Below are 12,248 nucleotides of genomic sequence, written 5' to 3'. Positions count from 1 at the left end.
CCGAGTTGTTGGCAGGCGCCGCCGCCGCCGAGGGCATCGAGCCTGTACCGGCCCGGTCTGGCCCCAACGGCGGCCGCCACGTGTGGCTCGGGTGCGCGGAGGGCGTCCCCGTCACCACGGTGCGGCGGATCGCCCGAGCGGCCCGCACCCTGTGCCCGTCCCTGGACGTGGCCCCGCTCATGAACGCGAAAGCCGGCGCGGTCCGCCCGCCCGGCGCCGCCCACCGCCTCGGCGGACACAGCGAGCTCACGGCCCACACCCTTGACCAGGCCGTGACGGCCCTCGGCGCCGCCTCGGCGCGGGCCGAGGCGTTCGAGCGTCTCGCCGCGCGGCTGGAGACGATGGCCGCCGCCGTCAGCCCGACCAGCCGCACCCGCCGGCCGTCCGCCGCCCTGGCCGCCGACGGCGAGGACACCGAGGTACCGCCGTCCATCCGCCAGCGCGGCCCGATCGTCCGCCCGGTCGAGCAGGACGCCACCGGATGCCCCAGGCTCGCCGTCCCGTGGCGCCCCCTCGGAGAGCGCGCGGTGAAGGGACTCCGCCGCAATCTGACGACCCGTCAGAACTTCTCGGATTGGGCCCACGCCTCGGCCCGGTCCATGGCCCTGGCCGGCTGGACGCAGGCCGAGGCCCTGGCCGTGGTGCGCGACGCCGAGTCCTCCCCCGCGCTGGAGTGGCTCCGCAGCGAGCGCCAGGAGGACGGCACCCGCGCCCCGCGCGACGAGGACGAGACGGCCCGACTGTGGGCCCGGGTGTGGTGGCTCGCCGTCCAGGACGCCGCCCGCATGCCGCGCCGCCCGGAGGACGACGGCCACCACCAGGACCGCACGGACGCCGAGGCCGCCGTGGCCGACCTCGTTGCGCGGATGCAGGTGGCCGGCCCCGCACGGTGGGGCCGCGAGTCCGGCCCGGCGGACGCCGCCGTACTCATGGCCGTGGCATGGCTGATGATCAGCGCCAGCACCACCGACGTGTCCGCCAACGTGCGGCGCGTCGGCACGCTCGCCGGGTACACGTACCAGACGGCATCCCTGGCCCTGTGGCGCCTGATCAGGGACGGATGGCTCACCGTCACCGCCGAGGCCAACCGCAGGGCAGGACAGGCCCGCCGGGTGACCCTGGCGACGGAGCACAAGTGCCCCGAGCACAAGGGCCACCGGTGCGCGATTGACCGGGTCCCCGAGACCGTTTCCCCAGCTCACCCGGGGTCTGACAGAAGGCGGAACGCCGCCGCCCCCCCACCTCCCGCTGAACTCCCTACCTACCTGCGGTCCCTGATCGCCCACCAGCAGGCAGGGGTATGGCACACCCTCGGGCACCACGCGGCCCGCACCCTGTGGCAGGTTCAGGAACAGGACCGGCCCACCCTGACCCAGATCAGCGCCGCCACCGGCTACGGCCGTCGTGCCACCCTGCGGCACCTCAGGCAGGCCCAGGCCCTCCAGCTCATCACCACCGCCCGCCCCCGCCGAGGAGCGACCACGTACGTCCCCACGGGCCGGTCCCTGTACGAGGCAGGCCAGGAGACCGGAACGGCAACACGGACGGCCCACCTGGCAGCACAGGCCCGCGTCGACCAGGCCGCCCACGACTGGTGGGCCAGCGAGGAGGAGTGGAGCCGGCTCACCAGGACGGAGAAGCGCCGCCGCGGATTGCGGCCCGGCCCCGATCAGCAGGTGATCCCCGGCATGGCCGCCGGCGCACGGGCCTACCCCCGGACCAGCACGGGCAGCCCCGACCACGCCCGCGCCCGCGAGATCGAGGCCGAGCGCATCGGCGCCGCCGGAATGCTCGCCCACGCCCACCAGCTCGCCCAGCGCGGCCAGATCATCGACCCCGCCCACCTCAGCCCCACCGGAGCCCAGCAGCCGCAGCAGCGCCGCCGGGCCGTACTGCCCGCCCGCCAGCACTGCCGGCACTGCCAAGCCGCCCCGGGCGAGCGCTGCGTGACCTGGCGAGGTCAGGTCACCGCCGAGTGGCACGCGGTGCGCCGTACCGCAGCCGAGCAGGCCGCCGAGGAGGCGACACGCCCGACCGAGCAGAGAAGTGCATGAGGAGGGGAGGGAGGCGGTAGAGTCTGCCCACGGTCGATCGAGTCGGAGCGTCACCACGGTGACCACCGCAGCGAACGACCACCGACAGGACCCAAGCCCACAGCGTGCACAGCACGCAGAGCACGAAGCCGGAAATCCCTCAGGGGCCGGCGACGAGCCAGGGCCGAGGGAATTTAGCTTGCACACGCTAAAACTGTCGTCACGGGCAGGACGCCCCGGCCGGCTCTAGCCGCCGAGGGGCGGAGCCCCCGAGCAGGACCGCCGGCGAGAGGCCGGCCACCCACCCCGCGAAAACTGGCAGCCGCTCGTTAACGTTCATTTTCTCAATTACTGGTAATGGTAATCGCGTAAATGATAGAGTGAGCGGGTGCTGACAACCCGTGAGATTGCCACCCGCGACGACGACCCCGCCGACGAGTTCGACACGGCCGCATGGCTGAGTCAGCGCCTGGCCGAGGACACCGCACCCGCACTGTGCTGGACGCTTCCCCACCTGGAGACCGTCGAGCATGCCGCCGCCCACGGCATCCACGCCGACGGTGCCGGCACCTACCGGCGCACGCCGACCGGCCGCCGCATCGCCGCCGAGCGCGTCAACGCCCTCATGGCCGGCGGATTCCTGATCGAGGCCGAGGGCATCGTGACCGCCACCGCCGACGGCGTGGAAGCCGCCCGACGAGTCCGCGCGGTTCCCAACGCTCTCAAGACCGACAAGGAGTTCCGCGCCCGCGCCCGCCGCGTCAACCGTGCCCGCGCGCACGGCAAGCGCGCCGAACTCCTCCCGTGCCTCCCCGAAGGCGAGGAGCACGAGCGCCGCCGGGCCGCCGCCCGCCTGAGTCTGGCCGCCGCCAGTCGCCGAGCCGCCATCCAGCACGCCGAGACCGTCGCTCGCCAAGCCGCCGCCGAGGCCACCTACCAGGCCGAGCGGGCCGCCGAGGCCGCCCGAGAGCAAGCCGAGATCGAGCGCGGGGTACAGCGGGACATGTACGGGTGCGGATCCTGCCCCGCGTCATGGGAGCTGGACGCCCGATGTGGAATCTGCCGGAACGCCATCGCGCCGGCCCCGCACGTTCCCGAGGTCGAGGCCGACGACGACGGATGGGCCGAGGAGTACGCGGAGCAGGCCGCCCACGACGCCGCCCAGGCGCCGACCCGCCGCCCGTCCGTACGCGCCGAGATCACCCGCCACCACCAGACCGGCAGCCACAGTCAGGCCCGCATCACCCTCCCCGCCCACCGCGCCCACCGAGCCCGCGACCACCGCGCGATCGTGTTGGAAGTGGCGCGACTTCTCGGGGTCCAGACGTCGAGCCCCCGCCGGCTACTGGCCGACGGCACCCACACCGGTGCCGAGCTGTGGCGCCATGTCGATGTCACCGGCCCCGCCCGCGCCGTCGACCGCATGCTGACCGCACTGGGCCCCGTCATGACCAGGCTGGAGCGATTGGCCACCCGCGCCGCCCGCCGCTACGGCACATGGCGCCGCAGCCTGATGACCGTCCTGTCGGGCGTGCTGGACGAGTTCACCCCGACCGAGGTCAAGAACCTGGGACGCCGGTACCGATCGGATGTCCTGTCACACCTCACCGCGTCCATGGCCCAAGGCCCGCAGCAGCCCGTACGGGACGACGCTCGCCGGCCTCTCTGGGAGCGAGCCGACGCCGTGGCCGCCGAACTCTGGATTCAGGACCCCATCGACCCTTGGACAGCCACCGTCGAGCAGGCCACCCCGGAGCCGACCGCCGTCGAGCCCGTCGCCGTCGAGCCGGCCACTCCGCCGGCGCCTCACAGCCCGACCCCCGCGCGGGCCCGCCGCATACGCCGACTCCGCACGGGAACCTACCGGCAGCCCGCCACCACCAGGCCCGCCACCCTGCGCACACGAGACGCCGCCCGACCGGCCCCCCGCGCGCGTGTGACGTTGGCCGCCGCGCGAACCCTCCGCGCGATCTAGCCCCAACCCCTCTGCGGAGGACCCCGGTAGGGGGTCGAGCGCCGGTCACCCGCCGGCGCCCGACCCCTGCCGGACCCCGCCGAGAACGCCGCCCGCGTCGAGGACGACCAGGACGACCAGCACGACAGCGCGGCCGCCGTCGAGGACGAGCACCAGGACCACGAGCACGACCAGGCCGCCGCCGCCGTCGAGGTCGAGGAGCCGGCGGCCGCGCACCGGACCACCAACAGGAAGAGGACGCCGACATGCCGAAGCGGTACATCACCGAAAGCGACGAGCCGGGCGAGACGTTCGCCGGCTGGTTCGACACCGAGACGGCCGAGGCGTACGAGCCCTCGGCAGGCAGCCCCGCATTCCACGAGCGGCTGTGGCAATCCGTCGGCGGCCGGTGGGTCATCCAGACGATGCCCCGCCAGTTCGACGGGCGGGAAGACGACTGGCGGTTCGTCACCGAGGAGGACGCCCAGCAGTGGCGTGCCGCGAACAGGGGACCCGAAGAACTGCCCGAAGGGTTCTGAGCACGTCGGCCCGTCGCGAACGTCGTCCCGCAGGACACCGAGGCGAACTGATCATGCGCGCGGGTACGGGACGATCAGGGACCGGCCAGAAACCCCAGGCATCAGCCGAGTTTGGAACAGGAAGGCTTGCGTACGTGAACGACGACCAGGACGACCCGCAGCAGCCCGTGAACCAGGGCGACGACGACGGAGAGGAGGAGGCACCTCACGGCTACTGGCCCGAGCCGTGCGCCAACTGCGGTAAGTCGATCGTCCGGGCGAGGCCCGCGAGCGAGAAAGGCCGGCCGCCGGAGTACTGCACCAAAGAATGCCAGGCCGAACGCCGCCAGGCACGGGCACGCGAGCGCAACGCGCCGGGCCTGCCGGGTCAGATTCTCCGCATGGAGGAGACCGTGACCCGGCTGGAGCAGGTGGCGGCCGACACCCGGACGGAGATCAAGAAACTCAACTCACCCGAGGGCGTGGAAGCCAGGTTGGCGGCCGCGCGAGCCGCCAACATGCGCGACGTGGCCCAGGCCAACCAGACTGCCGCCGAGGCCCGCTCAGAAGCTGCCACCGCCCGCGCCGAGGCACAGCAGGCGGCCGCGGATCGCGATGCGGCACAGGCCGTCGCGGAGAGGGACCGTACCGCGCGGGCGGCCGCCGACACTGCCCGAGAAGACGCCGAGAACAAGGCGACCGCAGCCGCCCACCGGCAGCGGATCGCCGAAGAGAAGGCCGAGGCCGCCAAGGCCGCCCAGGAGCTCGCCGAGACCGCGCGGGACGCCGCCGTGCAGCGCGCCGAAACCGCCGAGCGCATCGCGACCGATGCCGTGGCCCAGAGCGAGCGTGCCACCGGCGAGCGCGACCAGGCACGCCAGGACGCGGCGGCCGCCCAGGCGCTCGCAGAGGAGGCCGGACGAGAGCGGGACCGCGCCGTCAGCCGCGCCGACGATGCGAGCCGGCTGCGGGCCGAGGCCGAGCGGGAACGCGCCGACGCCCGCCGCGAAGCCGAGGACGCCGTGGCCCGCGCGACCGCCGCCGCAGAAGCACAGGCCCGCGCCGAAGCGCGCGCGACCCAGGCCGAGGAGGAGATGAAGGAGTTGGCGAAGGGCTACGCCGCCGCCATGCAGGAAACCAAGGACGCCAGAGGCGAACGCGACCGGGCCGGCGAACAGGTGGTGGAGGCAAGCCGTCAGCGCGTCGCAGCCGAGAAGCTCGCGCGTGAGGCCGACGAGAGGAGGGAGCAGGCCGAGGCGCGGGCCGTGAAGGCGGAGGAGCGAGCGGACAAGCAGATCGCCGCCGCAGAGAAACACCGGGACGAGTTGGCCGCCCAGCTCGCGCGCGAGGTCGAGGAGCGGCGACGCGCGGACCGGGACAGCGTGGCCGCCACCCTCCGGGCCGAGACCGCCGAAGCCGCCGCCCAGCGAGCCGAGGAGGCCCGGAAGAAGCTCGCCGACGAGTTGGAGGCCCTGCGCAAGGAAGCGGGGGCGAAGAAGGAAAAGGCGCCCCGAGGACGCAAGGCACCGGCCAGCGAGGCCCCGCAGAAGGCAGCGGACAGTTCGACCCCCGTCGAGGTCATCCCGGGGCAGATTCCGGCATTCTCCGAGCCCGCGATCGAGGCGGAGTAGGGCCCGTAACCCCGGACTCAAAGGGAGGTTGTGGAGTACATGAAGACGACCACGACGAGCACCAGGGCGACGGGCAAGGTGCCCGCGCAGGCCACCGAGACCTACCGCGGACTGCCGGTGTACCCGTCCGGCGAGACGCCGGACGGGCTCATGACCGTACGCCAGTTGGAGGCCGCCGGCCGCAGGCAGACACCGGGCCAGAAACCCCGTGCCTATCTGCGCTACCGCACCCGCTACCGGGGAAGCGACATGATCGAGCTGTACCACGTCGATGACACCCGGGCCGTCCGGCCGCTTTCCCCCCGTCAGGAAGCGCAGAAACTCGCACGCCGCACGTGCATCCTGTGCGAGGCCGTGGCCGACCGCCCCCTGTACGAGCGCAGCCGGAGACGCTCCCCGTGGCTTCACACTTCCGGCCGCATCTGCACCCCCTGTGCGGACACGGCCGCCGACCGTTGGCAGCGCACATGCCTGCGGTGCGGGACCGAGTACCTGCACGACGACAGCGTGCGCTACCGCGTGTGCGCCGCGTGCGAGGAGACGCGTAAGCGCAGTGAGGAGGTCGCCCGCCGGCTCACCCGTCGGCACTGCCCCGACTGCACCGCTCAGACCGCCACCCGCGAGGAGATCGACGCCGCCGACGCCGCCGACGACTTCCGCCATGCGTTCGGGTTTCCCCGCACATGCGAGGCGTGCAAGACCGAACGGAAGCGGCAGGCCGAGGAGGCTCGCCGGGCAGGCGAGCGGGAACGATGGGACGAGCTGGGCCCGGTTCGCGAGTGGGCCCGCCGAGTGATGGCCGCACCGCACGAGTTCGCAATCCTTGACACGGAAACCACGGGACTCGACTGGGACGCGAAGATCGTGGAAATCAGCGTCACGGACGGGGCCGGGAACGTCTTGCTGGACACCCTCGTACATCCCGGGGTCCCGATTCCCGAGGAAACTACGGCGATCCACGGAATCACTGACGAGGACGTGAAGAACGCCGATCGGTTCGGGGCGATCCTGCCCCGGCTCACGAGGGCACTCGCAGGCCGGCGCGTCATCATCTACAACCAGGAGTACGACACCGGAGCCTTGGCCTACGAGCTCAACCGACACCACCTCGGCCTGATTGGGATCGAGCCACTGCGGCCGCACGACAGGCACCCCGCAGCCGCAGAGTGGATGGACGCCCAAGAGTGGGACAGATGCGCGATGCTCGCCTACGCGGTGCACGTGGGAGAGTGGTCGGACTACTGGGGCGGGTGGAGTTGGCAGAGGCTCGGGGGAGGTCACCGAGCACTCGGAGACTGCCGAACGGTAGTTGAACGGATCAGGGAAATCGCCGAGCAGCCCGACCCCTTTTAGCCCCCGAAGAAGCAGCCCGGAGCCCGTGCCGAAAGTCGGTGCGGGCTCCGGCATTTCCGCCCCCCGAAACGACTTAGCTTGTACACGCTAAACGGCCGGTGTTGTCCCATCCACGGGCCTTGGGCGGGGGTTGCCCACGGTGGTGCGGGAGGCAACGGACGACACGCTCATGTGCCACGACGAGACCCGCACCGACGCGGAGCGACCACACCGGCCGTCATTGGAGCGCGGCAGCTGCCAGCTCCCCGCCCGCCACAGACGGGCGGTGCGTTCGCCTCACGCTGCCGCATCCGTGACGGCGGGGGTACGGCGCCCGGCCCCGTACACGTCCGGCAGAGCGGCAACCTGGCCCCGGCCCGGCACCCCCCCTCCCGCCGCCGGCCGTCTTTTCCACGCCGCGACGGGCCGCAGTCGGCAGCGGCGCCGGCCACGCATGCCATGTGACGGTTGCCGCCCCACCCACCCCGCCGCACCCGTCCCGAAAGTTGGCGCGGCCCGAGTCGAGTGCTAACTACCTTGTTTGTTGGCACTCACGCCCTGGCCGCCAGTTTCTACGGGTGCAGGACGAGGGTGATGGCCTCTCGGGCGATGCGACCCAAGGTGTAGATCTGAGCTTGGAGTTCTTCCCGGCGGAGTCGCGCGGCACGGGAGCGTGAGCGGCCGGGCCCGAGCAGGTTTTCCGCGCGCAGTTGGCTGACGATGGGTTCGCTGATCCGGTGTGAGGCGAGCTGTGCGAAGTTGACCAATTCGGGGTCGAGGTCAAGGGCGAGTTTGTCGGTGAACCTCTCGCTCGGGGTCCCGGGTCGACGGCCGGAGAGCCGTTGACTTTCTCGTTCCTCAGGAGTGAAGGGGGCCCAGGGCCCGACGAGGTCAGCGCGGGAGAGTCGGACGCGCATGGACGCTTCCACGAGGCGACTTTGTCCAGGCCACTGAACAGGCCGAAGGCGGAGCAGTTCGAGGCGGAGGGGTTCCGGTGTGGGCTCGCCCTCGGACAGTCCAAGTCGCTCGCGCTGCGCGGTGAGCCATGCAGCCTCGCGGGCCGCATTTGCCCCGCTCAGCTCGCGCAGAGCGTTGGCGTCTTCCTTGTGGACCCACACGAAGGTGTTGAGCTTTCCCGCGATCATGATTGGCTTTCCTAGGTGGTGGAAGGAAAGGGCCCCGGCCGCGATGGGCGGAACCGGGGCCGGGGCAGGTCGAATGGGTGTCAGGCCGAAGGAGCGGACGACGGGGTCTGTGCCGGCTCAGGGCTCCGCGGATTCGGCGGAGACGCGGGCGCGACGGCCGGGGAAGGCGCCTTGGTGGCACGCGCCCTCTTGGGGCGGCCCGGCGGTCGCCGAGTCGGCTCGGTAGCTCCCATCTGCGCGAGTTCGCCGGTAGTCCACCCGCCAGCCTCGGCGTTCGCGTAGGCGGCGCCGTAGCGCCGCTCTACGTCAGCGAGCTGAGCTTGCAGGTGCTTGCGCTCGGCGATGATCTGCGCCAGGGGACGCACGACATCCAGGCGGGAAGACAGGAGGCTTTCAGCAGTTTCGATGAACGACTGTTCGTCAGGTGCAGTGCCGTTGTTCGTAGATGCGGTCATGGGCGCCATGCTAGCGCCCCCATCGGAGACGAGGCGGATTTCCCCCACCCGGATGGACGGTGAACCACCGGGGCAAGCCCCGGACCCCATACGCGGCGGAGCCGCGTGCCGCCCTACCCCCGGCACCCACCCCCAGCGGCCTCCAGAGTCGGAGCAAGTTAGTGGATAAGGTGCCCTTATCCAGGCAGCGGCGCCCGCCTCTCGCTATGCTCGGGCTCTTATGCCGCTGTTTTGGTCCGAGCACGGACCAACGGAGGGAAGGGGTTTGATGGAGCAGATGCCACCCGCTCGCCGTCGTCCGAGACGAGCCGACGCCCCGCGCAAAGAGCGCTTGAACGTCCGATTCAACGAGCTTGAGTACGCCACGATCCTGACGGCGGCGACGGCCGCCGGTCAGTCAGTGGCGGCGTACATCGCGACCGTTGCCGTGGCCGTCGCCAAAGAAGAAGTCAACCCGGCACCGGTCGACGTGAAAGACAAGCTGCGCACCCTGGCCGACGCCCGGGTTTCCGTGAACCGGATCGGAAACAACCTGAACCAGATTGCTCACGTCCTGAACAGCGAGGGCGAGGAGACCCCGGAGCGCCTGGCCGCCGTTCTGGACCGCGTGGCGAAGACCGTGGAGACGCTGGACGCCGCGACGTTGGCAGTCATGGAGGGACGGATTTGATCCCGAAGAAGGCGAAGGCCGGCGGCCGCACGACAGGGCTTCTGTACTACTTGTACGGGCCGGGTCGAGCGAACGAACACACAGACCCTCACATGGTCGCCGCGTGGGACGCGGGTGTGGCCGATCCGGCGTTGGATTCCGGCGCGACGATCACGACTCTGGGCATGCTGCTGGACGCCCCCGTGTTGATGCTGGACGGCCCGCAGCCGGAACAACACGTGTACCACGTGCCGGTCCGGCTGGACCCGGGAGACCGGATGCTGACGGATGCCGAATGGGCGGAGGTGGCACGCGAGATCATGGACGCCTCGGGCATCGCTCCGAAGGGCGACGCGATGGCGGCCCGATGGGTTGCGATCCGGCATGCCGACGATCACATTCACATCGTGGCGACCCTGGCCCGACAGGACGGACGGGCACCCGATGTCCGTCGAGACATGCCCAAGATGCAGGCCCGAGCGCGCGAACTGGAGAAGCGTTTCGGGCTACGCCAGCTCACCAGCGGCGACAAGACGGCGAGCCGGTGGCCCACGGCAGCGGAGCAGGCGAAGGCCAACCGAAAGGGCCGCGAGGAGACGCCGCGCGAGACCCTCCAACAGACCGTCCGACGGGCAGCCGCCGGAGCTCATTCCGATGACGAGTTCTTCGCCGCGATCACGTCCGCAGGTCTGCGACTGAACAAGCGCGTGGCACCGGACGAGGCAGTTACCGGCTACTCCGTTGCGCTGCCCGGAGACCGAACGGCCGGAGGCCGCGCCGTCTGGTTTTCCGGCTCACGGCTGGCACCAGACCTTTCGCTCCCCCGCGTCCGCGAGCGCTGGAGCGCGGGTGCCGGCTCCAGCACATCGCCGGGTGTCGACACGGTATCCAGCCGGGCCGCCGCCTGGCAGCTCGCGGCCGGGCACGTGCACCAGGCCGCCGCCGTCCTCGGGCAGGCCGGGAACGAAGCCGGGGCCGGTGAAATGGTGGCCCTGGCCGACTTCTTGGCCACCTACGCGGCCCAGGCGCCGGAAGCGGTCCGCGACGAGCTGAGGACCGCAGCCCGCGCGTTTGAACGGGCTGGCCGCGCGCCGACGAGCCGCCGCATGGACAGCGAGGCCAGCGCCCACCTGCGTAGCGCGACGCAGCTTCTCGTTACCGGAGCATCTGCCATCGCCAGTGGCGGAGAAGCCGCCGCGGCCATCGCAATTCTCGTTGCCGTCGCCCTGGCCATCACGGCCGCGATGCGATGGCACCAGGCCGCCCAGCACGCCGCCCAGGAGCGAGCGGCGGCGCAGGCCGGTACACATCTGCGAGCCGCCACCGAGGTGGCGTACGGCGCCGCCGGCGGCCGTCGACCAGGACGAGGCAGCCGGGCCATATGGCAGCGAACGGCGATGGAGCCGGACGGGCCGGCTCTAGTCGAGGCGTACGCGCCTGTCGTCCGTGCCGCACTCCCCCACCTAGCGGAAACCGTCCTCGGCGAGGCAGCGTGGCCGGCCCTGGCGGCTACCCTGCGCCAGGCGGAGAACGCCGGCTATGACCCGGGCCAGGTGCTCGCGCGCGTCGCGTCGCTTCGCGGATTCGATGACGCCGACAGCACCGCCGAGGTTCTCGTCTGGCGACTGCAACGGCAGATGGACAGGGACGCGCGGAACGCGTCGACTGGAGACGGACCGGCGATCCCGCCCCAGCAACAGCCCACACCGGTCGCACCCCAGACGGGGGGCAGGCCGGTCCGGTGGACGATCAGCCACTACGAGTTCGTGAACGAGGCGGATCGGTCGATCGTTGACGCCGAGGGCACCGGATATCTACCCGAGGGCGTGACGGCGGAGGCGTACGCGGCCGAGCGACTACATGAGTACGCGGCCAAGATGCGGATGGGTGATCCGAGCCACTACGCCGTGAGTCTGCGCGAGGGGGAGACGCCGAGAGGGAACCGTCTGGCATACCTCCCCGAAGGCAGCGTGACGGCCAGGCCGCCGCGTCCCTCCGATGTCTCTTCCGGCGACGGCGACGACACCGCGGATTCGGGTGCGAGGACCACACCGCCGCCGGTGGTGGGACGAGAGCCCGTGGCGATCGAGGACACGCCGCTAGGTGTGGACGCGACCGCGACCACGTTCGGGGAAGCTGTTCGCCAAGCGGTCCCGGAATATGCGGCGTCCGTGCTCGCGGACCCCGCTGCCCCGACACTGGCCGCCTACCTCATCAAGGCGGCGGGGGAAGGACACCAACCGGCGCAGATTCTCGCCGAGGTGGTCGCGTCCCGAGACCTGGCTGACGCGGACAACGTGGCCCAGGTGCTCACCTGGCGAATGCAAGGGAGATTACAAAAGGCCGGCGCCCCGGTTTCTCTCCCCCGCATCCCCAGAAGGACGGGACCCGCCCGCCCGCAGGGTGCGGCACCAGGTGAGCGGAGCGCTGCCGAGCGGGCCGCACAGGAGGCCGCACAGCGCCGGAACGCGACGCGCGGACCCCGGCGGTAGACAGGCTAGTCCGGGCCGTCACACGGGCGGGAAAACCGC

At 71.5% G+C, this 12,248-nt stretch carries 10 protein-coding genes; 7 read left to right on the top strand and 3 right to left on the bottom strand.

All coding sequences use genetic code 11. The features are described from left to right. On the top strand, positions 1–2,054 hold a 2,054-nt coding region (locus OG594_RS46920; protein WP_266609161.1), incomplete at its 5' end, for a hypothetical protein. A gap of 367 nt (positions 2,055–2,421) precedes the next feature. Further along, entirely contained in the window at positions 2,422–4,008 is a 1,587-nt protein-coding gene (locus tag OG594_RS46915) for a hypothetical protein (RefSeq protein WP_266609159.1), read from the top strand. 45 nt (positions 4,009–4,053) lie between these two features. Here OG594_RS46915 and OG594_RS46910 read toward each other — a convergent pair whose 3' ends face one another. Then, positions 4,054–4,224, bottom strand: a complete 171-nt coding sequence (locus OG594_RS46910; protein WP_266609155.1) for a hypothetical protein — start codon at positions 4,222–4,224, stop codon at positions 4,054–4,056. 29 nt (positions 4,225–4,253) lie between these two features. Between OG594_RS46910 and OG594_RS46905 the strand changes: the two genes are divergently transcribed. From OG594_RS46905 to OG594_RS46895, 3 genes are all read left to right on the top strand, one after another. Beyond that, the gene (locus OG594_RS46905) at positions 4,254–4,526 is read left to right on the top strand and encodes a hypothetical protein (RefSeq protein WP_266609152.1); all 273 of its coding nucleotides are present in this window, start codon (positions 4,254–4,256) and stop codon (positions 4,524–4,526) included. A 134-nt stretch (positions 4,527–4,660) separates the two neighbouring features. Further along, complete coding sequence (locus OG594_RS46900) at positions 4,661–6,136, top strand: hypothetical protein (protein WP_266609150.1); 1,476 nt, start codon at positions 4,661–4,663, stop codon at positions 6,134–6,136. A gap of 249 nt (positions 6,137–6,385) precedes the next feature. After that, entirely contained in the window at positions 6,386–7,489 is a 1,104-nt protein-coding gene (locus tag OG594_RS46895) for a 3'-5' exonuclease (protein WP_266609148.1), read from the top strand. Between the two features lie 551 nt (positions 7,490–8,040). Here OG594_RS46895 and OG594_RS46890 read toward each other — a convergent pair. Together OG594_RS46890 and OG594_RS46885 are read right to left on the bottom strand one after the other, a co-directional pair. After that, positions 8,041–8,613 (bottom strand): hypothetical protein, encoded by a 573-nt coding sequence (locus OG594_RS46890; protein ID WP_266609146.1) that lies wholly within the window; start codon positions 8,611–8,613, stop codon positions 8,041–8,043. An 80-nt stretch (positions 8,614–8,693) separates the two neighbouring features. Further along, positions 8,694–9,068 carry a hypothetical protein gene (locus tag OG594_RS46885; RefSeq protein ID WP_266609144.1) on the bottom strand — a complete coding sequence of 125 codons (375 nt, stop codon included), beginning with the start codon at positions 9,066–9,068 and terminating at the stop codon, positions 8,694–8,696. 331 nt (positions 9,069–9,399) lie between these two features. Between OG594_RS46885 and mobC the strand changes: the two genes are divergently transcribed. Together mobC and OG594_RS46875 are read left to right on the top strand one after the other, a co-directional pair. Further along, on the top strand, positions 9,400–9,738 hold the full coding sequence (gene mobC, locus OG594_RS46880) for a plasmid mobilization relaxosome protein MobC (protein WP_266609142.1): 339 nt from the start codon (positions 9,400–9,402) through the stop codon (positions 9,736–9,738). After that, the gene (locus OG594_RS46875; protein ID WP_266609140.1) at positions 9,735–12,209 is read left to right on the top strand and encodes a hypothetical protein; all 2,475 of its coding nucleotides are present in this window, start codon (positions 9,735–9,737) and stop codon (positions 12,207–12,209) included. The genes mobC and OG594_RS46875 overlap by 4 nt, the downstream gene beginning before the upstream one ends. The last annotated feature ends 39 nt before the right edge of the window (positions 12,210–12,248 follow it).

This window comes from Streptomyces sp. NBC_01214, from assembly GCF_026340975.1.
Classification (GTDB): Bacteria; Actinomycetota; Actinomycetes; order Streptomycetales; family Streptomycetaceae; genus Streptomyces.
The sequence above is the reverse complement of the archived record's forward strand: the minus strand, read 5'-3'. Positions and strand labels throughout refer to the sequence as shown.

Excerpts from the sequence above, each read along its gene's own strand:
- OG594_RS46895 (WP_266609148.1), top strand. The coding sequence starts at position 6,386 with ATGATCGAGCTGTACCACGTCGATGACACCCGGGCCGTCCGGCCGCTT.
- OG594_RS46885 (WP_266609144.1), bottom strand. The coding sequence starts at position 9,068 with ATGACCGCATCTACGAACAACGGCACTGCACCTGACGAACAGTCGTTC.
- OG594_RS46905 (WP_266609152.1), top strand. The coding sequence starts at position 4,254 with ATGCCGAAGCGGTACATCACCGAAAGCGACGAGCCGGGCGAGACGTTC.
- OG594_RS46890 (WP_266609146.1), bottom strand. The coding sequence starts at position 8,613 with ATGATCGCGGGAAAGCTCAACACCTTCGTGTGGGTCCACAAGGAAGAC.